Annotated in this window: 16 protein-coding genes and 1 tRNA gene; 8 read left to right on the forward strand and 9 right to left on the reverse strand. The window is 63.5% G+C overall.

What is annotated here, in order from left to right:
- Positions 1-10: 10 nt before the first annotated feature.
- The 3 genes from mutY to VCB98_RS09840 all read right to left on the reverse strand — a co-directional run bounded on the left by mutY (position 11) and on the right by VCB98_RS09840 (position 3545).
- Positions 11-1081 carry an A/G-specific adenine glycosylase gene (gene mutY / locus VCB98_RS09830; RefSeq protein ID WP_346052140.1) on the reverse strand — a complete coding sequence of 357 codons (1071 nt, stop codon included), beginning with the start codon at positions 1079-1081 and terminating at the stop codon, positions 11-13.
- Positions 1078-3393 (reverse strand): AsmA family protein, encoded by a 2316-nt coding sequence (locus VCB98_RS09835; RefSeq protein WP_346052142.1) that lies wholly within the window; start codon positions 3391-3393, stop codon positions 1078-1080. Before VCB98_RS09835 ends, mutY begins: the two co-directional genes overlap by 4 nt.
- Before the next feature lie 78 nt (positions 3394-3471).
- Positions 3472-3545, reverse strand: a tRNA-Gly gene (locus tag VCB98_RS09840).
- 116 nt (positions 3546-3661) lie between these two features.
- Here VCB98_RS09840 and thiS point away from each other — a divergent pair.
- From thiS to trmB, 3 genes are all read left to right on the forward strand, one after another.
- Entirely contained in the window at positions 3662-3862 is a 201-nt protein-coding gene (gene thiS / locus VCB98_RS09845) for a sulfur carrier protein ThiS (protein WP_346052170.1), read from the forward strand.
- A 154-nt stretch (positions 3863-4016) separates the two neighbouring features.
- Positions 4017-4820 carry a thiazole synthase gene (locus VCB98_RS09850; protein ID WP_346052144.1) on the forward strand — a complete coding sequence of 268 codons (804 nt, stop codon included), beginning with the start codon at positions 4017-4019 and terminating at the stop codon, positions 4818-4820.
- 111 nt (positions 4821-4931) lie between these two features.
- Complete coding sequence (gene trmB, locus VCB98_RS09855; RefSeq protein ID WP_346052146.1) at positions 4932-5639, forward strand: tRNA (guanosine(46)-N7)-methyltransferase TrmB; 708 nt, start codon at positions 4932-4934, stop codon at positions 5637-5639.
- A gap of 95 nt (positions 5640-5734) precedes the next feature.
- Here the strand turns inward: trmB and VCB98_RS09860 are convergent, their stop codons facing one another.
- On the reverse strand, positions 5735-8812 hold the full coding sequence (locus VCB98_RS09860) for a S8 family serine peptidase (protein ID WP_346052148.1): 3078 nt from the start codon (positions 8810-8812) through the stop codon (positions 5735-5737).
- Between the two features lie 88 nt (positions 8813-8900).
- Complete coding sequence (gene ggt / locus VCB98_RS09865) at positions 8901-10601, reverse strand: gamma-glutamyltransferase (RefSeq protein ID WP_346052150.1); 1701 nt, start codon at positions 10599-10601, stop codon at positions 8901-8903.
- 208 nt (positions 10602-10809) lie between these two features.
- Between ggt and coaD the strand changes: the two genes are divergently transcribed.
- Positions 10810-11295, forward strand: a complete 486-nt coding sequence (coaD, locus tag VCB98_RS09870; protein ID WP_346052152.1) for a pantetheine-phosphate adenylyltransferase — start codon at positions 10810-10812, stop codon at positions 11293-11295.
- 46 nt (positions 11296-11341) lie between these two features.
- Here coaD and rsmD read toward each other — a convergent pair whose 3' ends face one another.
- On the reverse strand, positions 11342-11938 hold the full coding sequence (gene rsmD, locus VCB98_RS09875; protein WP_346052154.1) for a 16S rRNA (guanine(966)-N(2))-methyltransferase RsmD: 597 nt from the start codon (positions 11936-11938) through the stop codon (positions 11342-11344).
- Between the two features lie 254 nt (positions 11939-12192).
- Here rsmD and VCB98_RS09880 point away from each other — a divergent pair, with 254 nt between their 5' ends.
- The 4 genes from VCB98_RS09880 (at position 12193) to ftsX (ending at position 17219) form a co-directional block, all read left to right on the forward strand.
- Complete coding sequence (locus tag VCB98_RS09880) at positions 12193-14325, forward strand: hypothetical protein (RefSeq protein ID WP_346052156.1); 2133 nt, start codon at positions 12193-12195, stop codon at positions 14323-14325.
- A gap of 228 nt (positions 14326-14553) precedes the next feature.
- Complete coding sequence (gene ftsY / locus VCB98_RS09885) at positions 14554-15492, forward strand: signal recognition particle-docking protein FtsY (protein ID WP_346052158.1); 939 nt, start codon at positions 14554-14556, stop codon at positions 15490-15492.
- 45 nt (positions 15493-15537) lie between these two features.
- Entirely contained in the window at positions 15538-16206 is a 669-nt protein-coding gene (gene ftsE, locus VCB98_RS09890) for a cell division ATP-binding protein FtsE (protein WP_346052160.1), read from the forward strand.
- Complete coding sequence (gene ftsX / locus VCB98_RS09895; RefSeq protein ID WP_346052162.1) at positions 16206-17219, forward strand: permease-like cell division protein FtsX; 1014 nt, start codon at positions 16206-16208, stop codon at positions 17217-17219. The genes ftsE and ftsX overlap by 1 nt, the downstream gene beginning before the upstream one ends.
- 252 nt (positions 17220-17471) lie before the next feature.
- On the opposite strand, the gene rpoH is transcribed toward ftsX, so the two are convergent.
- From rpoH to VCB98_RS09910, 3 genes are all read right to left on the reverse strand, one after another.
- Positions 17472-18353: an RNA polymerase sigma factor RpoH gene (gene rpoH / locus VCB98_RS09900; protein ID WP_346052164.1), complete on the reverse strand. Its 882-nt coding sequence runs from the start codon at positions 18351-18353 to the stop codon at positions 17472-17474.
- A 170-nt stretch (positions 18354-18523) separates the two neighbouring features.
- Complete coding sequence (locus VCB98_RS09905) at positions 18524-22690, reverse strand: S8 family serine peptidase (protein ID WP_346052166.1); 4167 nt, start codon at positions 22688-22690, stop codon at positions 18524-18526.
- Between the two features lie 320 nt (positions 22691-23010).
- A partial coding sequence (locus VCB98_RS09910) for a S8 family serine peptidase (protein WP_346052168.1) occupies positions 23011-26715 on the reverse strand: 3705 nt, incomplete at its 5' end.

Consider the following 26715-nt stretch of genomic DNA (forward strand, 5'->3'; position numbering starts at 1 on the left):
TTACGGATTGTTAATGCCGCCGTCGCAACTGGTCCAGGAGTTTCGACACGGGGGCGGCGAGGCCGACTTCGGGGGGATGGTCCAGGGGGAACCATTCGCTGTTGGTGTCGGCCACGATCTCTGGCCGGGACGGGAGGTCGAGGCGGATGGGCTGGATTTCCAGTTCGAAGTGGCTGAAGCCGTGGCGAAGGCTGGCCCAGGTTTCGGTTGCCTCGGGCTCCAGGCCGAAGCGGGTGCGGCTCCAGGCGGCGGGGCTGTCTTCCACTTCGGGAAAGGCCCAGAGACCGCCCCAGATGCCGGCCGGTGGTCGGCGCTGGAGCAGGACCCGGCCCTCGGCAACGGGCATGAGCATGCGGGTCTTGCGCAGGGGGCGGGCCTTTTTGGGTTTCTTGCCGGGCCAGCGCTCGGGCTCGCCGCTGGCGTGGCCTCCACAGCCATCGGCCAGGGGGCAGTGCTCACAGTCGGGACGGCTTCGGGTACAGACGGTGGCACCCAGGTCCATCATCCCCTGGGTCCAGGCACGGGCATCGCGCTCGGGCAGGTGGGCTTCGGCCAGTTCCCAGAGGCGACGGGCCACGGCGGTGCGGCCTGGCCAGCCGTCAACCCGATGGTAGCGGGCCAGCACCCGTTTGACGTTGCCGTCGAGAATGGGATGGGACTGACCCAGGGCGAGGGAGAGAATGGCGCCGGCGGTGGAGCGGCCGATGCCGGGCAGGGCCTCGACGGCATCGATCGCTTCCGGGAAGCGCCCGCCATGTTCGTCGCGGATCACCACCGCGGCACTGTGAAGATTGCGGGCACGGGCGTAATAGCCAAGCCCGGACCACAGATGCAGGACGTCGTCCACCGGGGCGTCGGCCAGGGTGACCAGATCCGGGAAACGCTCCATGAAGCGCTGGAAATAGGGAATGACGGTGGTGACCTGGGTCTGCTGGAGCATGATCTCGGACACCCACACCCGGTAGGGCGTGGGTGTCTGCTGCCAGGGCAGATCATGTCGGCCGTGATGCCGGTGCCATTCGATGACCTTCTGGGCAATAACCTTCTCGACAATGGCCGGGCTGGCGACCGAATCGCTCATCGCTGGAAGCGGTCGCGCAGGCGGTCTTCCAGATCACGGGCACGTTCCCTGACTTCCTCGCCGGCCTGATCCCGAAGCAGGCTTTCTATGTCGAAACGCAACCTCGGTGCCAGCACGGTGCCGGTAACGCGGAAGTGCAGTTCCCGCCCGCGGACATCAAAGTCATCGGCACGCAGCTCGCTGGGTGGGTCTTCCAGAATGCGGGCGCGCAGATTGTAGTCGAGACTGAGGTCCACCAGGCTGAGTGAACCGCTGCCACGAATGGCGAAATTCTCCACCAGCATGCCGAAGTCGTCACTGATGAGTTCACCATCTTCAACCGTGCCACTGATCCCCAGGGCGGAGAACGGCGTCCGCCCACGGTCTTCCCGCACCTTGGCCGCTTCGCGGAAACGGACGGTGGCCTGGGAGACCTGGTAGGCGACATCCACACCTTCCAGGGCGCCCTCCTCGAAACGGAGTCGCATGTTGCCGTTCAGGGTCGGGCGCAGCTCGCCCACGGTATGGCCCTGGCCGGCAACCTCCATGGTGATATTGGCAAGACCGGTGATCTGCTCCATCTCGAACATGTCCTTGAGCAGATCGCCGATGCGCACTCCGGCCAACTCTTCGCTGAAGCGGATGGACGGCACTTCGCCGCTGGCGTCCACCACCAGCTCACCGGTCTGGGTACCGCCATAGAGATCGGCGCTGATAGGCGACAGGCGCAGCACATCGTCGCGAATGCTGACGCCGGCGCGCACGGAAGTCATGGTGATGCCGGCCATGCCGAGCTCGCCGATCCGAATACTGCCTTCGATGTCATGACCACGGATGGCATCGGCGGGAATCTCGATGGCATCCAGGTCCAGGGGCTCGCCCTCCTCCGGCGGCGGCTCATCGGCATCCGGCTCGGTGTAGCGGTCCAGGTCGATGGCATCGATCTGGAAGGCGAAACGCAGGGCCGGCGGGTCCAGCACCGGCAGAACCAGTTCACCTTCGATCAGGGTCTCGTCCAACTGGATGTTGAGGTCGGCCAGACGCAGGCCCTCGCGGCCATGCTCAATGCCGGCGCGCAGGGCGAAATGCTCCAGCACATCCGGATCGCGGGTCTGGGGCAGCATGTCCGCCAGCCCGATGCGAGTCAGCAAGGCACGTGGGGAAAACTCGGACACGCTCAGACTCAGGGCGGCCTCCGGCGTTTCGCTCTGCAGGGCATCGACACTGCCATCGGCCTCGACGGTCAGTTCATCCAGGCGCAATTCGAAACCATCCAGGGTGAGCCGGTCGGCGGCGGTATCCAGGCCGCCGGCCAAGCGCCAGTTGACGGTCTCCACCCCGGAAAGATCCAGACCTTCGGGGCCATCCTGAATGAAGGGCATCAGGGCGCTGCCGGGGAAGTCCCCGGAAAAGAGTTCGAAACGGATCAGCGGATCGCTGTCGAGCTGCTCGATCTGCAGGCCCCCGGCGAAAGGCATGTCGGCAATGCGCCCGCTCATGTCTTCCATCACCAGCCGCTGGGCCTCGGGGTCCAGGCTCAGGCTGCGCCAGTCCAGACGCAGGGCCAGGGGCGAGACCGGCAGGGGCTCGCCTTCGGCGTCCAGGGCCATTTGCATGGCCTCGATGCGAATGGCGCCGTCACCGGCAAGATCGGCGATCAATCGGGCCTGGCCCTCGAAATGCCCGCTCAGGGCCGGTTCATTGAGGTCAAAATCCAGGGCGGTGCTGAAGGCCAGTGGCTCACCCAGGCGGATCTCGCCCAGGCTGAGGGACCAGTTGCTGATGCCGGCCTGCATGCCGGTACTTTGATCATTCCAGCTCAGGGCAGCATCGATCAGGCGCAGGCCACCGATGCGGACCCGCTCCAAATCGGCGAGATCGAATTCCGCCGCCTCCGGGGCTTCTTCCTCCACCGCCTCGGGGTCCACATCGGCGACCAGGTCATCCCAGTTGCTGACCCCCTCCTCATTGACCGCCAGGTTGAGGCGCAGGCCTTCGACGCGGATCTCGGCCACTTCGAGCTGCCGCCGGAATATCAGCGGCAGCAGCCGCAGGCGAATATCGGCGGCATCCAGGCTGAAGAAATCGCCCTCGAAACCCTCGGCATTGCCAAGGGCGATATGGCCGGTTTCGATGCCCAGCCAGGGGAAGAAGGACAGGGAAAGCTCGTCGTCGATATGGAGCTCGCGTCCGGTGGCATCCCGAACGGCATCCTGAATATCGTCGCGGTAATCGTTGGGGTCGATGACCATGGTGGCGATGACCGCGGCCACTACCAGCAGCACCAGCAGACCGCCCACGGCCGCACCCAGCCAGATAAGCCACTTCTTCATGCGACAAACCTCCCGTGTTGAGGAACCTCATGTTCCTGAGGGCTTACATGGTGGCGCAAACGGAAGGCGAGGGGAAGATGGAGCGGGTGATGGGAATCGAACCCACGTTCTCAGCTTGGGAAGCTGATGTTCTACCATTGAACTACACCCGCATCGTCGCCAGATTCTAACCCAGGTCGCCCGGCCAATCCATTCAAGGCAACCACTCCGGGAAATTCCCGCCCGGTGTTAGAATATCGCCTCCAATTCACCCCGCAGGACAAGCATGATGCGTGTTGAGATCAACGGCGAGGCCCAGGAGTTCGATCGGGAGATGACGGTTTCCGAACTGTTGCAGGCCCTGGAGTTCACAGGCCGCCGCATTGCCGTGGAACGCAACGGCATGATCGTGCCCCGCAGTGAGCATGACGAGACTCGAGTCGAGGATGGCGATCGGGTGGAGATCGTGCAGGCGGTGGGTGGGGGATGATTTAGTGCTTAGTGCTGAGTGCTGAGTGCTGTGAGGATAAGGGTGCAAACCTGCCGTAGGAGCGGATTCATCCGCGAACATGCGTCAGAGTCAGCCCCCAATCGCGAATAAATTCGCTCCTACGCTGCCTTCTAGAAACTATTTCGGAGTCGAGATGACTGAGAACGAAACCACGCCGACGCTGGAGCCGCTGGTGATTGCCGGGCGGGAATATCAATCACGGCTGCTGGTGGGGACCGGCAAGTACAAGGATTTCGCCGAGACCCGCGCGGCCATTGAGGCCAGCGGCGCGGAGATCGTGACCGTGGCCCTGCGCCGCTCCAATATCGGCCAGAAGGCGGACGAGCCCAATCTGCTGGATGCGGTGCCGCCGGACCAGTACACCATCCTGCCCAACACCGCCGGCTGCTATACCGCCGAGGACGCGGTGCGGGTCTGCCGTTTGGCGCGGGAGCTTTTGGGCGACCATCGCCTGGTGAAACTGGAGGTGCTGGGCGACGAGCGCACCCTCTACCCGGACATCCCCGCCACACTGGAAGCGGCCAAGACCCTGGTGGATGAGGGGTTTGAGGTCATGGTCTATACCAATGACGATCCCATCATCGCCAAGCGCCTGGAGGAGATCGGCTGCGTGGCGGTGATGCCCCTGGCCGCCCCCATCGGTTCCGGCCTGGGCATCCAGAACCCCTACAACATCATCACCATTGTCGAAAATGCCAATGTGCCCATCCTGGTGGATGCCGGCGTGGGCACCGCCTCGGATGCCGCCGTGGCCATGGAGCTGGGTTGTGACGGGGTGCTTATGAACACCGCCATCGCCGGCGCCAGGCATCCGGTGTTGATGGCCTCGGCCATGAAAAAGGCCGTGGAAGCCGGCCGCGAGGCCTTCCTCGCCGGACGGATTCCGAAGAAGCGCTTTGCCTCGGCGTCCTCGCCGATTGAAGGGGTGATTCAGTAGCCTCCCACCGTAGGAGCGAATTTATTCGCGATGGGGGAAAATTCAGCCCCTGATCGCGGATGAATCCGCTCCTACGGTTTGCATCTCCCGCCAATAATTTGAGAAACCGCAATGCCAAAAGACCCCACCCAAACTGCCAAGCCCCACCACCGCCCCATCCGCAGCTTCGTTCGGCGGGAGGGGCGGTTGACGCCGGCGCAGGCGCGGGCGATGGAGGAGTTGTTTCCGCGCTATGGCCTGGCCTTCGAGCCGCGGCCGGTGGATTGGGCCGCACTGTTCCGGCGCCAGGCGCCGGTGACCATGGAGATTGGTTTCGGCAACGGCGAGTTGCTGGCCACCCTGGCCGCCCAGCACCCGGACAGAAATTTCCTCGGCATTGAAGTGCATCGTCCCGGCGTGGGCCGCTTGCTGAATCAGTTGGAGGAAGAGGGTCTCGACAATGTACGGGTCTCGACCCATGACGCGGTGGAAGTGCTGCGCGAGCAGATTGCCGAGGCGAGTCTGGACCGGCTGCTGATTTTCTTCCCCGACCCCTGGCCCAAGAAACGCCATCACAAGCGTCGCCTGGTCCAGCCAGGTTTTGCCGAGATGGCGGCCCGGCGACTGGCACCCGGTGGACGATTGCATCTGGCCACCGACTGGGAGGACTATAAGAACCACATACTGGAAGTGCTGGATGCCTGCCCTCTTCTGGAAAACACCGCCGGCCCCGGCGGTACGGTACCGCGCCCCGATGACCGCCCGGTGACCCATTTCGAACGCCGTGGCCAGCGCAAGGGGCACGGGGTCTGGGACCTGGTCTATACCCGCCGCGCCTAGCCCTCCAACTCTCCGCGCCCTTGGCGATCTCTGCGCGAGGCAACAAAAAAGCCCCGCCAATGGCGGGGCTTTCTGCCTTCAGGCTGCCGCCGAACTCAGCCGAAACGGCGGCGGCCGGCGAGGCCGATCAGGGCCAGGAGCAGCAGGGCGGGCAGCAGGGGATCGCTGCGATCAGCGCCGCTCATGCTGCAGCCACCGCCACCGCTACCGGGCACACAACGCTCGGTAGTCAGGCTGATCTCGTTCTGATCAGGCGCTGCATCCACCTCGCTGTTGCTGACCGTCAGCTCCAGGGTGTAGTCACGGCTGCAAAGCAGGCCGGTGGCTTCCAGCTCCAGCAACTCCGTGGCTGCCACGTCCGTGACCGAGCCACTGGTTACCAGACTACGATCACCGCTGTCGTGGTCGACCGCGTGGAGTTCGTAGGTGAACGCCCAACCATTGGTGGTGATCTCGTAGTTGATCACACCGCCACCGGCAGTGGTGGACTCCAGCTCCGCTTCGATCTCGAAGGGCATGGGCACCAGCGACAGGCTGACATCGCTGACCTCTTCGCCTGGCTCGAGATCAAAACCCTGGCCGTTGTTGTCGTTGATGGCGATGTCATAGCCATCGGCGAAGGCAGCCACGGCCGGATAGAAGGGTTCCGGGCTGAGGCTGAAGCTGAACTGGGCGGTGCCGGGGCCAATGAACTGCTGGACACCGGCCTCTTCCAGATCACCGTCTGCATCTTCGCGGAAGATGACCACGGTGGTGGGGCGGTCACTGGGGATGTCCTGCACGGAGCCGGAGACCTGGGCGAGGAATCCACCGAGCACCACCGGCATCTGCAGATCCAGGCCGTCGTTGTCACTGACAAAGTGAATCCGGCCCTCGGTGGACTCGGCTTGGTCAAGGTCGGAGAAGGTGACGGTGAGTTCGACCGTCTCGCCTTCGGCAATGCTGAAGCTGGACGGCTCCACATCAATGGTGACGCCGTCCGGCTCTTCCACGATCACCTCGAAGCTGCCACCCTCGGCAGTCCCGCGCAGGGTCCGGGTCAGGGTGCAACTGGCATCGCAGCCGGCGGTGGAGAAGCTGGCCAGGTTGAGCTGTCCCGGATTGCCACCCAGGGCCGGGTTGGCCGCATCGAAGTTGGCAGCGGTCTCGTCCAGAACAAAGCCCACGTTGGCGGCTCGGTTCAGATCCACCCGACCGGCGCCGCGACCAAATGGAGTAGCCTCGGTCCCGTCAAATTCCAACAGCTCGGGCTGAGCGCTGAGCATGAGAGCCGATTTCACCTCGCCGGCCGTCCAGTCCGGGCGCACGGCCATGAGCAGGCCGGCGGCACCGGCCACGTGAGGACTGGCCATGGAGGTGCCGGTCAGGGCGCCGAAAACCGACTGGTTCTCGTCACCGGCGACCGGGGCGAGAATGAAGGTACCGGGAGCGGCCAGATCAGGGCCGAGACGGCCGGGCACCACTTCAACGGGACCCCGGGAACTGCTGGGGTTGAGGCGATCGGCCTCGTCCGGGTCATGGCTGATTCCCGGCTCGCTGACGCTCATGGTGGGGTCGGCGTGATCCTGGATCCAGTCGACAACGGCGGCACCATCCACATCGGAGATCATCATCGAGGGGATGGACACGGGTTCTTCCATGCCCATGACGATGAGCTCGCCGGGTTCGTTGTTGATCATCAGAACAAAGACCGCACCGGCGTCGGCGGCATGGTTGATCTTGTCCGAGAATACGCAGTCGCCCCGTTCCATCACCGCGATGGCACCACTGAAGTCACCCTGGGCGAAGGCCTCGCAACCACGTTCATTGCCCGGGTCCACATCGCCGGCCCAGATCAGTTCCTTGTCGTCCAGGCCGGTCACCAGCGGACCGTCACCGGGAACGGCTTCGAGATCCTGCAGCTCGTCAGGGACATCGCCGGGGCCGGACACGGAAGGCATGGGATCCTGGATGATGCGGTCATGGGTGCTATTGGCCACCGCCACGGCCCAGGGGGCCAGGGCCGGGACGCCGATGGTGGCGTCACCGGGGCCGGAATTACCGGCGGCCACGGCCGGGAAGATACCGGCCTCGCGCATGGAGAGAATCCCCATGGAGTCAAAACGGGCCCAGGGGGAAATCTGGGCATCCAGGCCGATGGAGTAATTCATCACCATTCGGGTATCCGGAGAAACCTGGAGAATGGCGTCGAAGTCCTCGACGACGTCTTCCATGGCCTGAGTGAGCGTGGAGATTTCACAGCAGGCGTTATAGCTGATGATGTTGCCACGAGGTGCCACGCCCTGGATGGAGGTGGGCTCGTCGCCAATGAAATCCACATCCACGGGGTTGCCCGCGGCCGTACCGGCCACATGGGAGCCGTGGCCGTCGATGTCCACCGGACTGCCACCCATGATTTCAGGGTAGCCATACATGCCGATGAGCTTGTCATTGCACATGGACTCGGCGGGGTCATCACCGGCGCAATTGCCAAGGAAATTCCCGCTGCCGAGGGGGTTCTCGTGGCTGTAACCGTCCGAGGCCTGGGCGGCGAAGCTGGGGTTCCAGGGATCAATTCCGGTGTCGATGATGGCAAAGACAATGCCTTCGCCCTGACTGCCGGCATGGCCGCTGACGGCACTGCCATCCCAGATTGCCGGGGCACCGATCCAGCCAGGGCCGGCGTCGGTGAGCAGCTCCACCTGGTGATCCCGCTCCACCAGGCGAACGCCCGGCACGCGGGCCAATTGCTCGGCTTCCGCCGGCGTCATGCGGGCGGTGAAGCCGTTGTTGGCGAGTCGGAAAACATGGACCGGTTCGATTTCCCGGCCAAGCACTTCGCTCAGACGATCAAGGAAGCTGTCCCGCTGCTGATCCAGATGGCTCAGATAGGACTGGCTGGCGTCGCTCTGCAAATTGATGCCGGCCTGCCCGCGCACTGCGGGCGAAGTCGCGGCCAGTTCCGGGTTGCCGCCCCGATAGAGGGCCAGCGGTTTGTCATCCAGCCGAACCAGATACAGGGCCTTGTCGGTGTGCCATCCGGCGCGGATGGCTTCGCGGTCTTCTTCACCGACGAAATGACGGACCTCAACCGGCCCGGCCAGTGCCTGGCTGGCGGCGGATACCGCGACCAGGGCAACCGCCCCGAGAATGACGGCCATGCGGTCCATCAGGCCCCTTTGCTTGCTTCTCATGTTGTGATTCCTCCCCTGCTACAGACAACGGGGGCCGGGTCTTTCGAACCGGCCCCCAAAGAATCGACAAGATACCCCAGATCGGAGTTCAGTACACGTCCGGACTGCCCTCCCCGCGCGGGTCGGAGGCAGCCTCCAGTTCACCGGTCATGCGATCCCAGATGACCAGCTGCAGATTGCCCCAGGGCCGGCCGCGGGGCTCCACCTTGTGGCCCTTGGATTCCAGGACGTCGATGGTGTCGCGGCTCAGGGCGCCGGGCTCATAGCTGATGTGGTCCGGACGATATTGGTGATGAAATCGGCGCTGCTCGACAATCTCCTCGGGCTCCAGACCTTCCTTCCAGGCCAGAATGCCGTGCAGCACCGTGGTGATGATGCGGGAACCGCCGGGGCTGCCGAGCACGGCCACGCCGCGATCGTCCTCGATGAAGGTGGGCGTCATGCTGGAGAGCATGCGCTTGCCGGGCTCGATGGCATTGGCGGCGGAGGAAACCAGCTCGAAGCCGTCCGGGCTGCCGGGCCGGGCGGAGAAGTCATCCATTTCATTGTTGAGGATCACACCCGTGCCCTCCGGCATGAAACCGGAACCGAACCAGAAGTTGATCGAGAGAGTGCCACCAACCCGGTTGCCGGCCCGGTCGATGATGGAGAAATGGGTGGTCTCCGGGCCCTCGCCGTCATCAACCACGCCCGGCAGGGCGTCGCTGGGCGTGGCCTGGTCGCTGCGGATACCTGCCCGCAGACCGGCGGCGTACCAGGGGTGGGTCAGCTTATCCAGCGGCATGTCCACGAAATCCGGGTCACCCAGCCAGGCACCCCGGTCCCGATAGGCACGGCGCAAGGCCTCGCTGATCAGATGCGTGCGGGTGGCGGCATCCAGGTTTTCCAGATCAAAGCCTTCCAGGATGTTGAGCGTGGTGGCCAGGGCCACGCCGCCGGCACTGGGCGGCGACGCGGCGGTGATGCGGCTGCCTCGATACTCGCTGACGATGGGTTCTCGTTCCACTACCTGGTAATCGGCCAGGTCCTGCAACCGCCAGATGCCACCCGCCTCGCGCACGCCCTCGACCATGCGCTCGGCCAGTTCACCACGGTAAAAGCCGTCATGGCCATAGTCCGCCAGCCGCTCCAGCGTCTCGGCCAGGTCCGGCTGCTTGAGGACCCAGCCCTCCTCCGGGACCTCGCCCTCATCCAGGAAGACCTCCACACCGGCGGGCCAGCGCTCGAGCACTTCCTTCTTGAAGCGCACACCGCGGACATAGCGCTCGCCGACCTCGAAGCCTTCACGGGCGTAGCGAATGGCGGGGGCCAGGTTCTCGGCCAGGCTGAGATTGCCGTAATTCTCACTGATATGCACCAGCGCGGCCGGCTGGCCGGGGATGGCGGCAGCCAGGGGACCGTTGCGGGACAGATCCGTGTCCACCTGCCCGTCCTCGTCGATATACATGTCGGCGGTGGACTCGGCGGGGGCCGTTTCGCGGCCATCCACCATGATGCTGCGATCCGAATCGGCCTCATGCAGCAGCCAGAAACCGCCGCCGCCCACGCCGGAGCCAAAGGGCTCGACCACGGCCAGCGCGGCACTGACCGCCACGGCAGCATCAAAGGCATTGCCACCAGCGGCCAATATCTCACGCCCGGCCTCGGTGGCCAGAGGATGGGCGGTAGCGACAGCCCCGCCCTCGCCCGCCGGCTCGGCCGGCGTCGCGGGTTCAGTCGCCGGCCCGGCACAGGCGATGACAGTGACCAGGGTGATCAGCAGGATGAGGGAGCGGCAGAGCTTTTGCATGGTGGTTTCGGTTCGTTTCGGGTGAGTTGTATGGGGGTGGGATAGGGTAACTTAGGTTAGGGGTTAGGGGTTAGGGGTTAGGAGAGTGCTGAGTGCTGAGTGCTGAGTGCTGAGTGCGAGGGGGTAGCGGGGTCCGCCTCTGCGAGGGGTGTTTGGGGAGAGCTGCTAGAATGGTTGGGTATCTCGACGTCTGGCTGAAGGAAGAACAATGAGTGTGAAGGCCCTTTACCCCGGCACCTTCGATCCCATAACCAATGGCCATGCAGACCTGGTCCGGCGGGCGGCGCGGCTGTTCGACAGTGTGGTGGTGGCGATTGCCGCCAGTCCCGGCAAGCAGCCCCGCTTTTCTCTTGATGAGCGGGTGCGCTTTGCAGAGCTTGCTCTGGAAGAGCTGGACAATGTGGAGGTGAAGCCCTTTGAGGGCCTGACGGTGGAATTTGCCCGGGAACACGGGATTTCCGCCATTGTCCGCGGGCTACGGGCGGTGTCGGATTTCGAGTTCGAGTTTCAGTTGGCGGCCATGAACCGGCACCTTGAGAATGGGGTGGAGACGGTGTTTCTGACCCCCAGCGAGCAGTACACCTTCGTTTCCTCGAGCCTCGTGCGGGAGATTGCCAGCCTGGGGGGCGATGTCTCGGACTTTGTCCATCCCACCGTGGAAGCCGAGCTCAAGAAGGTGCTGGCCAAATCCTGATTGCCCGTCCTGGATTGGCCGTGATTGGCCGTCCTGGGCCCCGGCATCAGTCGTGGTCGGGGACGGCGAGGCCGAAACCGACTTCGCCCGCCCTGGATTGACGGTGCCAGCGCCAGCCTTCCGGCAGCGCCGGGGCCTCGGCCCGGGCCCGGTACTCAATGTAGAGTTGCGCCTCCGGAGACAACCAGCCGCCGCTGGCCAGGGCGCACAGGACCGGCCAATGGAGGCCGGCATCGTAGGGCGGGTCGAGCATGACCAGGTCAAATTGCTGTTCGGGCGCGCCGGCCAGCCAGGCCAGCACATCACGCTCGATCACAGCCCCCTCGCGGGCATCCAGCGCTTCCAGGTGGCCGCGCAGGGTGGCGGCCAGGTGACGATCCCGCTCCACGAACAGCACCGAGGCCGCGCCCCGCGACAGGGCCTCCAGGCCCAGCGCGCCGGTGCCGGCGAACAGGTCCACGACTCGAGCCCCGACTAACTCGGGGCCCAGCCAATTGAACAGGGTTTCGCGCACCCGATCCGGACTGGGACGCACACCGCCGCTTTCCGGGAAACTCAATCGCCGGCCGCGCCAGCGCCCGCCAATGAGCCGAAGCCGGTTGCGGGGGCCGCCTCCACGGGCGGATTGTCTGCGCCGTTTCATTTTCCTGCTCCCAACTGGGGTCGTACGCTTGTTTGAAAGCGCACACCTACCTATAGTTACCGGTGTGTTGTCAAATAACAGGCCGGTTTGCCGTTCTCTGACGGGCCCATCCGCTGTCGTCTCATGACAACAACAGCCGATGGGATCAGAAGGAGCCCCGTCATACCGAATTCCGGTCATGGTATGCGACTGGGTTACGGCGCTCCATACGGGCCCATGCCCAGCCTGGCGTTTTCGCCCTGGAGGAATAAAAAATGTTGAAACGTGTCTTGCCTGTCGCAGCACTGGTCCCGGCCCTTGGCCTGGGTGCCTGCTTCGTTTCCGATTCCGAGAGTACCGATCCCGAACAGAATCCGTCCGATGGCTTCAAGGCCGAGTTCGTGGCCACCGCCCAGGTCCTGCCCTTCGGCAACGATCTCTATCTGGCGGGGAGCGAGGACGGGACTCTGAATATTGTGGTCTCGGACGAGACGGATCTCGGCAATCCCCTGGCCGCCATGAACATGCTGGATGGCTTTTCCAATACCGCCTCGGCCTATGTGAAGACCACCGATGCCATTGACGGTAACTCCATCCAGTACTGGGCTCCGACCGATCCGGGCAATGTGGTGATGGTCGATGTCACCAATCCGGAGGACCCGCAGGTCCTGGTCCCCGGCGAGGATTACGAGGTTGTGGTCTCTGATGTGCAGCATGATGCGCGGATGCGGATGTTCTTCCGCCCCCTGCGTCCGCTGGGCAGTGATCAGGTGGACGGCGACGGCAACCCGGTGCCTTCCCGCTACATGGCCCTGCTGACCAGCGGCCTTGAGAGCACCACCGGTCAGTCGCTGGCGCCTTCCAGACAGTTCGAGACGGTGCGGGACGCTGCCCTGGCCGATCAGGAATTGGACGATCCCACCCTGGAGCAGGTCCGTCAGGCGCTGCAGCCGGCCCTGCAGGCCGCCACCGCGCCGATTCCCTTCGGCCTCGGCTATGAGGGCGAGGAGATTGCCGTGATCTGGACCTTCCAGACTCAGTCGGCCACTTCCAGCCTGGAACTGGTGGCGGATAGTGCCAGCCCGCAGGAAGCGGGGGCCCTGCCCACCGGACTGGACAGCGACGATGCCAATCCGGATCTGGCGGGTCTGGCCGAGATCTGGGTGGGTTTCACCACCGTGCCCTACTACCACGACGCGGATAACCCCCTGAGTGGCTATTGGACCGCCGAGGACGGTGCTGCCCTGACCCGTTTCAACCCCATGCCGGAGGTGCGGGACGATCTGCGGGTGCCCTTGTTCGTGACCGTGCCCAGTGAGGCGGCGCGGATGTCGCCCGAATGTCCGGCGGATGATGTGCCGGCCGACGGCTGGCCGGTGGTGATGTTCCAGCATGGTATTACCGGCAACCGCAGTCAGACCCTGGGTCTGGCCGATGCCTTCGGCTGCCAGGGCTATGCCATGGTGGCCATTGATCACCCCCTGCACGGCATTGTCGACCCGAGCAGCCCGCTCTTCGTTGGCCCGGAAAGCCCGCTGTATGAAATGGGCGTTCGGGAACGGCACTTCTACATGGTCGATGGCGAGCCCTCCGACCCCGCTGATGTACTGGAAGCCGGCGGTGCCTTCGACGACTCCGGCGACCACTACATCAACATTGCCAGCACGCTGAGCAGTCGCGACAATCTGCGCCAGTCGGTGGCCGATCTGCTGCATCTGTCCCAGACCGTGGGCACCATCGCCAATCTGGCTGACGAGGGCGACGGGCCGCAATTCCTGCCGCTGGATGCCGACCGCAAGTTCTTCGTCGGTCACTCCCTGGGTGGCATCGCCGGTACCAGCTTCACCAGCCTGGACGATAGTGTTGGTGCTTCGGTGCTGGCCATGCCCGGTGGCATGATTACCGACCTGTTGCAGGATTCGCCCACCTTTGGCCCACGGATCCGTGCCGGCCTGCGGGAGCAGAACCCCAACCTGCAGCCCGGGCAGCCGCTGTTCGAGAACTTCTTCCGCCAGGCCCAGTCGGTGATCGATGCGGGTGACCCGGCCAATTACGGCGCCGGCGCCCAGGACAGCAATGTCTTCATGATCGAGGTGGACGGTGATTCCGTGGTGCCCAACAGCGCCACCCAGTATCTGGCCGACACCGTGGATCTGACCCAGGTCAGCAGCAACGCCGATAATGTGGAAGGTGGCGGCAGCGGCATTGTTCGCTACATCGCCGGCAACCACGGCTCGCTGCTGCAGCCGGGTGCGGATGACATTGAAAGCATCTGTGCTTTCTTTGCCATTCAGTACCACACCTTCTCCTACATCATTGCCGCGGACATGGGTCTGCCCGCCATTGATGTGGACGGCAGCCATCCCCAGGCACCGGATGCCTGTGCGGGGATTGATGTGGTTGAGTGAGTTGGCTGTTTCAAGCTGACGGGAAAGGCGGCCTTCGGGTCGCCTTTTTTTTGGTAGTTATGATCCGTAGGAGCGGATTCATCCGCGATTGGTCAAAGGGCCTGGCAGGAGGCTTTATCGCGGATGAATCCGCTCCTACGGGTGGGCAAAGATTTTTCGTGGCCCTTACCCGTGGCTGCTTTTTGATACGATAGCGGCTTTGTCCGGACCCAGAAGCGGCCATCCTCAATGAGCGAGAAGAAAGGTTTTTTTCAGAGACTGCGCGAACGCCTGAACAAAGGCGATTCAGTGCTTACCCGCGACCTCAGCGAGCTGTTGCCAGGGTCCGGGCCGCCGGATGAGGAGACGCTGGAAGAGATCGAGACGCGGCTGCTGATGGCCGATGTCGGGGTCTCGGCGACCCAGCAGATCATGGATGGCCTGCACGAGCGGCTGGATCGCAAGGCGTTGTCCGACCGGGAGCAATTGCTGGCCGGATTGGAGGCGGAGATTCGGGCGATTCTGGATCCCGTGGATGCGCCACTGGAGCCGGTTCATGAGGGTGACGGCCCCTTCGTGATTCTGGTGGTTGGGGTCAACGGCAGCGGCAAGACCACGACCATCGGGAAACTGGCGCGCCGTTACCGTGACGAAGGGCGCTCGGTCATGCTGGCGGCGGGCGATACCTTCCGCGCGGCGGCGGTGGAACAGCTGCAAACCTGGGGTGAGCGCAATGATGTGCCGGTAATCGCTCACGCCACCGGGGCGGATTCGGCCGCCGTGGCCCATGATGCGGTGCAGTCTGCCAGCTCCCGCGGTGTGGATGTTCTGCTGATTGATACCGCCGGGCGCCTGCACACCCAATCCGGGCTGATGGATGAACTGCGCAAGGTCAAGCGGGTAATTACCCGGGTGATGCCGGATGCCCCCCATGAGGTGTTGCTGGTCCTGGACGGCAGTACCGGGCAGAATGCCATTGCCCAGGCGCGGGAATTCAATCAGGCGGTGACGCTGACCGGCCTGGCGGTGACCAAGCTGGACGGCTCGGCCAAGGGCGGGGTGTTGCTCGCGGTGGCCCGGGAACTGGGTGTGCCGGTTCGCTTCATCGGCATTGGTGAAAGCGCCGAGGACTTGGATGTCTTCCGGTCCGAAGATTTCAGCCGCGCGCTGATCAGTTCCGAGTCCTGAGTACTGAGTCCCGAGTACTGAGGGCTCAAAGGCGAGGTTCAGTCCATGATTCGCTTCGATCGTGTCAGCAAGAGCTACCCCGGGGGCAATCAGGCCCTGAGCGAGGTGAGCTTTGAGCTGGAGCCCGCCGAGTTCGTTTATCTGACCGGCCATTCCGGCGCCGGCAAGAGCACCTTGCTGAAACTGATCGCCATGCTGGAGCGGCCAACCCGGGGCCAGGTGCTGTTCGGGGGCCGAAATCTGGCCAAGGTGAGCAAATGGGGCATCCCCTATCACCGCCGCAAGGTGGGCCTGATCTTTCAGGACCACAAGCTGCTGCAGGACCGCACCGTCTTCGACAATGTCGCTCTGCCGCTGGTGATCTCCGGCATGGGTCATCGGGAGATTCGGCGGCGGGTCCAGGCGGCGCTGGATCAGGTGGACCTGCTGCACAAGGAAAAGGCCCTGCCCATCGCCCTCTCCGGCGGGGAGCAGCAGCGCGTGGGCATCGCCCGCGCGGTGGTGGGCCGCCCGCCCATGCTGGTCGCCGACGAGCCCACCGGTAACCTGGACCCGGCCCTGTCGCGGGAGATCCTGGGTCTGTTCGAGCGTTTTCAACAGGTGGGCGTGACCGTGATGGTGGCGAGCCACGATCATCGCCTGATCCGTGAAACCGGGCGGCGGGTGCTGACCCTGGAACAGGGCCAAATGATTGCCCCGGAGTTGCATGACTGATGGCTGCCCGACGACCACTCCGACCAAAGCCCACTGCCAGCAGCCCTCGGAGTGAACGCCGGGGGGCAAGACCGGGTGCCCCCGGCTTCCTTGCCCGCCTGCGAAGCTGGCCGGTGCGCCATCTGCAGAGCCTGGTGTTTACCCTGGGACGGCTGTCCAGGCGCCCTGGCGCCAGTCTGATGACGGCAGGGGTGATTGGTGTGGCCCTGGCCCTGCCGGCGGCGATGTATGTGCTGGTGGACAATACAGCCGGTCTGGCGGGGGAATGGGAAGGTGTATCCCGGGTTTCGGTGTTCATGGAACCGGGCAGCCCCGAGAGTGAGGCGGCGCGACTGCGGGAAGAACTGGAGGCGCGGGACGGTGTGGACCGCGTCGAGCATATTACCGCCGAGGCAGCCATGGAGGAGTTCGTCGAGCGCTCGGGCTTTGGTGACGCCCTGGCGGTTCTTGAGGACAACCCCCTGCCGCCGGTGCTGGTGGTTCATCCCACGGAGGCCGAGGCCAGTCCGGCGGCCCTGCGGGAGCTTGTGGCGGCGCTGGAGGGGCTCGGCGGCGTGGACCTGGTGCAGGTGGACACCCAATGGATCGAACGCTTTCACGCCATGCTGGAGATCGCCGAGCGCGGGATTGTGGTGGTGGCACTGTTGCTGGCCTTTGCGGTGCTGATCGTGGTCGGCAATACCATCCGCCTGGAGATTCAGAATCGGCGCGAGGAAATCGAGGTCACCAAACTGGTGGGGGCAACCGATGCCTTCATCCGCCGGCCCTTCCTCTATACCGGACTCTGGTACGGCATTATCGGTGGCCTGATTGCCATCCTGCTGGTCTCGGGGGCCGTGTGGGTGCTGCACGAGCCGGTGCGCTCGCTGGCCGGCCTCTACGGCAGCGGCTTCAGCCTCAGTGGTCTGGGGCCGCTGCAGAGCCTGCAGGTGATGACCGTGGGCGCGCTGCTGGGCTGGGCCGGCAGCTGGCTGGCGGTGGCCCGGCACTTGAAGGAGATTGAGCCGGGGTAGGCGCCGGACGGCGGTCAGGAGCACGGAGCACGGAGCACGGAGCACGGAGCACGGAGCACGGAGCAAGGAGCAAGGAGCAAGGAGCAAGGAGCAAGGAGCAAGGAGCAAGGAGCATGCGGGAGGGTACAGCGACACATCTGCTGTGGGAGCGGCTTTAGCCGCGAATGTGCCTTCGATAAGCCCCTATCGCGGCTAAAGCCGCTCCTACAGTAGGTTTGAGGTGCCTTTCTTGCTGCTTGCTAGCAACCGCCGTCAGGCGGCCATGTAGCCGCGGAGTTTCTTGATGGCGCCGTTTTCGATCTGGCGGATGCGTTCGGCGGAGACGCCGTATTGCTGAGCCAGTTCCTGAAGGGTGACCTTGTTGTCTTCATCCATCCAGCGGGCACTGAGGATGTGCCGGGCGCGCTCATCCAGGCGGGACAGGGCCTGGTCCAGACGCCGACTGCCGGTCTCGCTCCAGTCACTGGCCTCGACCACGTTGGCCGGGTCACTGTCGCTGTCGGGCAGGTACTGGGCGGGGGCGTAACTGCCCTCCTCGTCGTCACCGGCCCCCGGCAGGGGATCGAAGGCCATGTCGTGGTTGGCCAGACGATTCTCCATCTCCAGCACTTCCTTGCTACTGACCCCAAGGTCCTGGGCGACGTTGTCCACTTCTTCCTGACTGAACCAGCCCAGACGCTTCTTGGCCTTGCGGAGGTTGAAAAAGAGCTTGCGCTGAGCCTTGGTGGTCGCGACCTTGACGATGCGCCAGTTGCGAATGACGTATTCGTGGATTTCGGCCCGAATCCAGTGCACGGCGAAGGAAATCAGGCGGACGCCCACATTGGGATCAAAGCGCTTGACCGCCTTCATCAGGCCCACATTGCCTTCCTGAATGAGATCGGCGAAGGGCAGGCCGTAACCCTGGTAGCCCCGGGCGACATGGACGACGAAGCGGAGGTTGGAGATGACCAGCTGGCGTGCGGCGTCCAGATCGCCATCGTCGTGGTAGCGCACAGCCAGGCGGTGCTCTTCCGCCTCGGAGAGCACGGGGATGCTGCCCACGGCATTGAGATAGGCGTCCAGGCTCCCGGAGGGGCCTGCAAGCGCGAAATCCGTGCTGTTACGGACCGTCAATGCCTGTGTCTCGGCCATGTCTCCATCTCCCCTATCGTCGTCTTTTTCGATGCCTTTATCTTAGCACTCGTGGGGTTTGAGTGCTAATGGCCGGGGGAGTTCCGGGATTGCCGGGCAAAAAAAAACCGCCCCCGAGTCAGAGACCCGGGGGCGGCAAACGGTGAAACCGTTTCTTTCAGGCTGACTGATCAGACCCGGCGGCGAACCACCACCAGTCCGAACAGAGCCAGGAACGCCAGCATGGGCAGCATGGGATCGAAGGCCTGGCGGCCATCGCCCATGGAGCAGGCGCCCACGTCGGTGCCAGAGGATGTGTCAGTAGCAGGCTCGCCGACGGGGCAATCAGCGGTATCCGCTGAAACGACCTCGGTTTCGATCTCCTCGCCGCCGACAACCATCACGCCTTGGGCGTAAACGGTCGCGCTGCAGCGGATGGGACCGATATCGGCAGTCAAGCTCTGCGGATAGACACTATCCGTCAACTGCATTGGAGCAGTGGCGTTATTCATCTCCTCACTGTGACCCCAGCGCATGAAGAACTCACCTGCGCTGCCCTTGGTGTTGACCGTGGCATCAAAGTGCCCCCGCGGTACACCAAGGTCGGGATCGAAGGAAATGAATTCGGCGACTTCCTCTACGCCACCAAATTCAACACCAGAGCCGGACTCCATGAAGCCGGCCACGTCGCTGGCACCCCAGGTGGAGAACATGTTCACCACCCAAAGGCCACCGGCGTCTTCACCATCAAAGTCATCGATGTCCAGAATGGCCGATTCGGTGCCAGAACTGGCAGGCCAATCCAGGAGATAATCGATGTCGTCGGCTGGACCGCCAAATGGACTGTCGCCACCTGCTACTCGTACGGTGGTACCAGCTGGCGAAGTGATATCCATCACGAACTCATCCAGCCAGTCTGCACCGGTGGTGGTGTAGGTAATGTCGATCACCGTACCGTCAATGACACCATCGACGATGAAGTAGCCCAGATCGGCGGTATCACCTTCACTGCCAGTGGCTTCCTGACCAGACAGGTCGATCATGCTGCCGGGGCAGGCGTTTCCAGCAGCAGGCAAGTCGATCCCGTAAATGGCCTGGTTGCCGGAATGGGCCATCCAGAAGACACCGTCACAATCGAAGGTCACATCGGCAAGATAGCCGCCTTCAAATACCCGGTTGCCCTGATCATCAGCGATGGCGTAATCGGTGACGAAGGCGAAGCCGGCATTGACATCGTGAACAAAGATGTCTGCCGAAGCATCGGCCACATCCGCCACGAAGAGCATGCCGTTAGCCGGATTGTAGGCAAGACCGGTGATGGCATAGCCGGTGGCGACGGTCTGGAGGATTTGGCCATCCAGGTCAACGACGTGGATATTACCCTGGTCCTCGCCGACGAACAGCAGTTGATTCACTGCGTCGTAAGCAACCGCACGCGGTGCGGGATCAGGATCGTCGCCGTTGTCCCCGGAGGCAGCCATCTCCTCGGGGCAAATGGACACACCGGTGGCACCTTCTTCCGGGTCCACCTCGTGGATACAGCCATCGCCACCAATGTTCACCTGCCAGAGCGTACCGGTGTCGCGGTTCCAAGCAACACCAGCGCCCCACTCTTCATCGTCAGCGTCGGCGTAGTCCTTGGTGCTCAGGGCATTGCCCGTGGGCTGACCGGCAAAGGTGTATTCATGAAGTTGGTCGTCACCGCCGACCAGTTCACGGCTACCAGCCCAGACTGTGCCTTCGCTCAGGGTATGAGCCAGACCGTAGAGGTCATCCAGACCGCTGCCAAACTGGACTTCCGCACGAGTGAGGGAATCGTCCGGTTCAGCGGCAATCGGCATGGCCATATCCGGACCACCACTCTCATCGGTGATCAACACACGGCCAAAGGCGGTGGGAGTAGAACCGTCAGCAACAGGTATCAGGCCCGGACCGCTCATGGTCACTTGGACGATGGCGGACTGGCCGGCTTCGAGGGTCACGCTGGACGGGGAAACGCTTACGTCCACGTCGCCCTGAATCGTCTGCCCTTCAAAGGTGAAGCTACCACCACTTGTCGCGGTCACCGTCCGCTCCCAGCTACAGCTGGCCAGGCAGGAACGATTGGCCATGCTGGCCAGGTTCAGGGTCCGCAGGTTGCCGAAGGCGAAGGGATCGGCACCGATCATGTTGCCGATGGACTCGTCCATGACAAGACCGGCTTCCACGGCAGCCGCCACGCGAGCTTCACCGGCGCCCTGGTCGTACCAGGTAAAGCCAGGCAGGGCCTCAGCAGTGAGCATCAGCGCCGACTTGACCTGCATGGGGGTCCAGCTCGAGTGGGCACCGCGCACCAAGGCGGCCGCACCAGCCACATGCGGGCTGGACATGGAAGTACCGCTGATGGCGTGGTAGTTCTCGGCATTCGCTGCACCGATATCCGCCCAATACGGAGCCATGATGTTCTGGCCCGGGGCAGTAATATCCGGCTTCAGGAGATCGGCGTACTCCGGCGCAAACGAGGAGGGGCCACGTGAGCTGAAGCTGGACATCTGACCAGCGGCAGCTTCGTCATGGATGAACTCCACCGCAGCGGCGCTAATTGAGGCAATGTGATCCTCACCGGACGCCAGCCACTCACGAATTGCGGCACCGGTTTCGTAAGTCACGCTGACAGCCGGCGCATCACCGCGGAAACCTGCAGAGAATGTCTCATTGCCCTCTGCATCAACAAAGAACAGATCTTCAGCGTTATGAACGATCACGCCGCCGCCACCAGAAGCTGCAACATTCTGAATGGCGAAGGGCAGCAGAACGATGCCCAAGATGTCATCGACAGCCAGTTCGCAGACGACAATCTCGCCGTCAAACTCGCCCGGACCGAAGGGGTTGACCAGCACCGGACCAAAGAAGCCTTCATCGGTATCCGCACACTGGCGGGCTACCTGATCCTGGGTACCAAAATCCTCGCCCAGAACAACTTCTCCAGTGTAGCTGCCTGTCAGACCACCACCCTGGAAGGGTCCAATTTCCATCTCACCACCTTCTACAGTGAGATCGGCCACGCCACGGATAGTCCGGCCGTGGGTATTGGAGCCAACAGAGGAGACCCAGGGCGCAAGCTTGCTGACCGTGCCAGCCCCGGGGCCATCATTGCCAGCGGAGGCAGCAACGAACATGCCCGCGTGGGTGGCACTCAGCCAGGCTTCACTGACCGGATCATTGCCGTAAGGATCATTGGCGCCACTGACCGAGAAGTTGAGCACATCAACTCCGTCCTCAATGGCCTGTTCAAAAGCGGCTACCGAGTCGGAAACCGGGCAGCCCGGTGCACAGACACGATAAGAAATAACGTTGGCACGCTGTGCCACACCGCTGACAAAGGCCTCAAAAGGCGCATCTTCATCTTCGGCGGCCACCAGCATCTCTTCCGGGTCGTACCAGGGGAACAGATTCATTACCACCGGGTTACCCGCGGCTGTGCCCGCAACGTGGGAGCCGTGACCGTTATCGTCGTCGGCGCTGGTTCCGCTGTAATCATAAGCACCAATCAGCTTGGCGTTGCAGGGGAAATCAGGGTCATAGTCGTCATGCTCTTGGTCACAGACACCCAGATAGACGCCCTCACCCAGCGGATTGGTGTGGGTATAGGCTTCGATGCCGAAGTCTTCATTGGCTTCCACTTCGGCAGCGAAGGCGACATGATCTGCAATGATGCCGGTATCAACGACACCAACGACCACACCTTCACCACGGTTGGCGACCATCGGGTCGTCATTGTTCCAGACGTCCGGGGCGCCAATGCGACCTGGACCGGTATCAGTATCAATGGTCAGTTCACGGTCCGGGGTGACATAACGAACACCGGGGACGTTATTCAGCCGGGCCGCTTCACTGGGAGTGGCCTCAACGACCAGACCATTGATTGTGCGCACGAAGTTGTGAACAGGGTCCAGCTTTCGATTCAGAACCGAGGCAGCTTCCTGCAGGAAACCTTGTTGCTGGCTGCGAAGAAACGACTCGTAAGCCTGAACCGCGTCCACACCGGTCTGGAGACGGTCCTGGCCGGTCACCATGGGGCTGGTGGGTTCGAAGCCGTCGATGCCGCCCGTGTAAAGTGAGGAAGGCAGCTCATTCAGAGCCACAATGAACCGCATGGTCTCGTGCGGCCGCTCCTTTTTCAGCTCTTCAAGCTTGGGAGCAGTATCCCGCTCGCCAAACTGAGGCATCAGGTGCCCATCAGGCCCAACGGTATGTTGTTGGATTTCAAAGTCGGAAACCGGGATGGTCGTGGGCGGAGAAGCAATGGTGGCACCCATTGCCGCGCCCAAAACCACCCCGAGGCCGGCGGCTGCCGACCGAGTCGTTTTGAACTTCATAACACACTCCCTAGATAGTGTCCTAATCACCAACACTGCCAGGCTCGGCAGAGGCCCCCTTAGGGACACCGCCCCCTGACTGTGTCGTTGCGTTCCAGGCAATACACCGGCCCCCCAACTCGGCAAGAGTGATGCGCCGATGCGACAGCGGGCTGGAAGGATCCGCTGTCTAACTTCTTGCGCACGTAGCATTTAAGTCTATATCGGAGACAATTGCAAACGGTTTTGGCCGGTTTTTGCCCGGAGAAACCTCCGCCCGTTGCGCGCAGACAACAAAAAGCCGGCCCCCCAAGGGGGCCGGCTTTTTGGGTGAGCGGGTCTTAGACCCGGCGGCGGACGACCACCATCCCCAGCAGGGCCAGCAAACCGATCAGCGGCAGCAGGGGGTCCGGCTTGCCGTCATCGCTCGAGGCGAGGCTGCAGCCGGAGGAGCCCGAGGAGGGACAGCCGGCGGTTTCGCCCTGACCGAGCTCGCCTGCGTGGCTCATGCCCTGGTCGTTGACGGCGGTGGCGCGGAAATCGTAGCTGCTGTTGCAATCCAGGCCGCTGATTTCCACTTCCACCGTGACCGGCTCGGCACCGGCGTCATAGCTGACCGCGTCAGTGGTTTCTTCCAGGGCCTCGTCCTCCTCGCCCCAGTCGAGACTGACCGAGCCGGCACGGTCGGCGGGTGACAGCTCCACCGCCACCACCAGCACCTCGCGCTCGCTGTCCACCACACTCACGGACAGAACCTCCGGGGTAGTGGGCTGAGGCTCGAGGGTCACGCCCTCGATGACCTCCTGGTCACCGCTGAAGACGAAGTCGCTGCCACCGTCATCCACTTCCAGGGGCTCGTAACCGGTTCCGCTGAGCAGAATGGTGTAGGCCCGGGTGGTGTCGGCCGGCAGGGCGAAGGCATCGCTGCCGCTGCCATCGGCGGTGACTTCCATGGGTCCAAACTGGTCCCCACTGGCGCTGTCCTCGAGGTAGAGCGCAACGGTCTCGTCTTCCAGCAGACCGCTGATCTCGCCGCGAATCTCGCCGGCGGCGGAAAGCACCACATCACACTGAGGCTCACTCCCCACGCAATCGGCACCGGCCACATTGGCCATGGCAAAGCCATCGGTCACCACGGCCAGGTCATGCTCACCGTCGTCCGGCACCGGCGTGATGAGGTGGAAGACACCGTCGTCGTCGGTCTCAGTGCGGTAACGCCGCTCCTGTCCCTCGGGACCGACCTCGTCGGCGGTCTTCACGCGGGCACCGACCAGGTCATCACCGAACTCGGAAGACACCCAGCCCGCGTAATGCCGGCTCGGGGCGGTGCTGAAGCCATCGGCGGTGACGGTTTCGTAGCTGCCGCCACTGTCGTGGACTTCAACCTGGAAGTCCTCGCTGCTGCTCACCGTGGAACTGGCCAGTGTGGTGGCCGGGTTGCCGGCCTCGGCGTCGTCCACGCTGGTGACATCGGCGGGATCAAGCTCGGCCACCGTGCTGTCATTGCCGTCAGTGTCCTGCACGGAGAGGCTGAGAGCATAATCCGGCACGGCGCCCAGCACCCGCAGCTCACGGGGCTCGTCCGCTTCCAGCAGGAGGTCGAAGTCGGCCTCCACCAGCAAGTCCACATTCACCAGGAAACTGCTGCTGCTACCGGTTTCAGCGTCGGTGACGGTGACCTCATAACTGCCCGCAAAGGCCCCTTCCGGTGTCACCGTGAAGGTCCATTCACCGTTTTCCTCACTGAGCTCCCCTTCAACGTCGGAGTCGGGGAAGCTGTTGGCGGCGGCGCTGACCGCGTAGTCGCCGGAGCCACCATCCGGGCTGAAGGCCACGCCCTGGCCTGCATCCACTCGCTGATCGGTAATGGCCTGGCCATCTCCGTCGACGATGCCGACTTCGCTGAAGAAGGCGTACTCACGGCCCTGAACCGGGGTATCGCCCTCATTGGTCTCGGCGAAGGCCTGCAGGAGCACGACATCATCGACACCACCACTGACGGTGACCGTTTCGCCACTGTCAATGGAATCGGAGCCGCTGTCCGGGTCGCTGCCGTCGAGGGTGTAGTAAATGGTGGCATCCGAGTCGTCGCTGCTGATGGTCACGTCCACCGGCTCGCCGGCGATGAAGCTGCCACCGTCCGGGGTGAACGCCAGCTCCATGGCAGAGCTTTCGATCTCGATCAGGCTGCCGCTCTGGAGGCTCCCGGCGGGATCCTGACCGTCCCAGGTACCCCACAGGCGAACAACCCAGGTGCCACCACCTTCCAGACCGGCAAAATCATCAATGCTGCGGCTGTCGGACTGGATCCCCGGATCACTGGGCCATCCCAGCGCGTAGTCGAGGGACTCGTCATCCGGCGCACCGAAGGCATCTTCGTCACCGCCGACGAGGACAGTGCTGCCATCGGGGCTTTCGATTTCCATGCGGAATTCGTCGGTCCAGGCACCACCGTCGGTTTGGTAAGTGAGGTCCCAGCTCAGGTCCTCCACCTGCCCAGCGGGCACCTGGAATTCATATTCGGCCAGAAGCTCCACACCACCGGGGACATTCAACCCCTCCAGTGGGAGTTCGCGGGAGGGACAGACGCCCGCGGCAGGCACCTCGAAGGCGTGCACATAGCCTGTACCCGGCTCGGTCGCCCAAAGGCGTCCATCGCAATCCAGGCTGAGATCGCCCCGGTCACCCTGGCCAAGGGCCGGGTTGCCGTCGGCATCGGAAAGGCTGTAGGCGACCGCCGCCTCCAGTGTTTCAAGATCAAGGGCCTGAAGCTGAGTAGCGTCAGCCGTGTCGCGCAGGACATAGAGCAGGCCACTGCCTTCGGCAACCGCCAGGCCGGTAACCGCAACCTCCAGATCATGTGTATCGATCACGTCACCAGCGGCATCCACCTGATGGAGGATGCCATCGGCACCCGCGGCCCACAGGGTAGAGTCGGCACGATTGTAGGCAACAGTCTGAACAGCGGCATCCCAGTCGGGGCAGAGGCTATTGGACAGGTCACCAACGCCGGGCCGCCATTCATGGAGGCAGTTGTCGCCACCCAGGTCCAACTGCCAGTAGCTGTCAAAGGCATGGGTAAAGACCAGACCGCCCGGATCATCGCCGCCAAGCCAGTCAGCGGCAATGGTTTCGCCGGTCGCAGTGAGGCTGTCATCGAACTCGTGCAGGCTGCTGCCGGCGGCAATCCAGATACCCTCACCGGCTTCCCGGGCCTGGGCAATACCAACCGGTTCAGTGAGGCCAGTATCGCTGCTGAGCACGGCATCCAGCTCGACCGGTCCCTGGATATCTCGCACCGAGATGGGAAGACGGGCGTCACTGCTGTCACCGCTGGTTGTCGTCAACTTCAAGGCACCGAATGCCCAGTCACTCTGCTGGCGCGGGCCCGTCACGGTAATCTCAAGCTCGATTTCCTCGCCGCTGCTGAGGCTGAAGCTCGACGGACTGACACTGCCATCGATATCACCGCTGAGAGCGGCGTCCCAACTGCCGTCACGGACGGCCGTGAATGTCCGGGTCCAGGTGCACTGCTCGCTGCAATCGGCCTGGCTCAGGAAAGCAATGTTCAGTTCGTGGAGTTCAAGGCTGCCGCCATTGGGGTCGGCATCCTCGAAATTCTGGCGCGTCTCGTCCAGAACCAGGCCGGCCCGGGCCGCGGCATCCAGATCGACACGGCCATTGCCGGTTCCATGGGGTGTAGCGGGGTCCTGCCCTCCGGTGTCGCTGACTGTGTGGAAATCGGCCGAGATCATCAGGGCAGACAGGATCTCCTGGGGCGTCCAGTCAGGATAGAGATCCCGCATCAGAAGGATGGCGCCCGCCGCGTGGGGCGAGGCCATGGAGGTGCCGCCGATGGTGTTGTACTCGGACTCACCGCCAATCCAGGCGGCCAAAACGCCGTCACCGGGGGCAGAGACGTCCGGGCCATGGAAAGTGGAGTAGGCGCCCTCACCCGGTCCACGGGAGCTGGAATTGGCGAGAACGTCGCCATCGAAGGAGGCAACGATGGTATCCGCACCAATGACCGCCGTGGGATCGGTCTC

Origin of the sequence: Natronospira elongata (assembly GCF_034931365.1) — a bacterium.
Classification (GTDB): Bacteria; Pseudomonadota; Gammaproteobacteria; order Natronospirales; family Natronospiraceae; genus Natronospira; species Natronospira elongata.

Excerpts from the sequence above, each read along its gene's own strand:
- mutY (WP_346052140.1), bottom strand. The coding sequence starts at position 1,081 with ATGAGCGATTCGGTCGCCAGCCCGGCCATTGTCGAGAAGGTTATTGCC.
- VCB98_RS09835 (WP_346052142.1), bottom strand. The coding sequence starts at position 3,393 with ATGAAGAAGTGGCTTATCTGGCTGGGTGCGGCCGTGGGCGGTCTGCTG.
- thiS (WP_346052170.1), top strand. The coding sequence starts at position 3,662 with ATGCGTGTTGAGATCAACGGCGAGGCCCAGGAGTTCGATCGGGAGATG.
- VCB98_RS09850 (WP_346052144.1), top strand. The coding sequence starts at position 4,017 with ATGACTGAGAACGAAACCACGCCGACGCTGGAGCCGCTGGTGATTGCC.
- trmB (WP_346052146.1), top strand. The coding sequence starts at position 4,932 with ATGCCAAAAGACCCCACCCAAACTGCCAAGCCCCACCACCGCCCCATC.
- VCB98_RS09860 (WP_346052148.1), bottom strand. The coding sequence starts at position 8,812 with ATGAGAAGCAAGCAAAGGGGCCTGATGGACCGCATGGCCGTCATTCTC.
- ggt (WP_346052150.1), bottom strand. The coding sequence starts at position 10,601 with ATGCAAAAGCTCTGCCGCTCCCTCATCCTGCTGATCACCCTGGTCACT.
- coaD (WP_346052152.1), top strand. The coding sequence starts at position 10,810 with ATGAGTGTGAAGGCCCTTTACCCCGGCACCTTCGATCCCATAACCAAT.
- rsmD (WP_346052154.1), bottom strand. The coding sequence starts at position 11,938 with ATGAAACGGCGCAGACAATCCGCCCGTGGAGGCGGCCCCCGCAACCGG.
- VCB98_RS09880 (WP_346052156.1), top strand. The coding sequence starts at position 12,193 with ATGTTGAAACGTGTCTTGCCTGTCGCAGCACTGGTCCCGGCCCTTGGC.
- ftsY (WP_346052158.1), top strand. The coding sequence starts at position 14,554 with ATGAGCGAGAAGAAAGGTTTTTTTCAGAGACTGCGCGAACGCCTGAAC.
- ftsE (WP_346052160.1), top strand. The coding sequence starts at position 15,538 with ATGATTCGCTTCGATCGTGTCAGCAAGAGCTACCCCGGGGGCAATCAG.
- ftsX (WP_346052162.1), top strand. The coding sequence starts at position 16,206 with ATGGCTGCCCGACGACCACTCCGACCAAAGCCCACTGCCAGCAGCCCT.
- rpoH (WP_346052164.1), bottom strand. The coding sequence starts at position 18,353 with ATGGCCGAGACACAGGCATTGACGGTCCGTAACAGCACGGATTTCGCG.
- VCB98_RS09905 (WP_346052166.1), bottom strand. The coding sequence starts at position 22,690 with ATGAAGTTCAAAACGACTCGGTCGGCAGCCGCCGGCCTCGGGGTGGTT.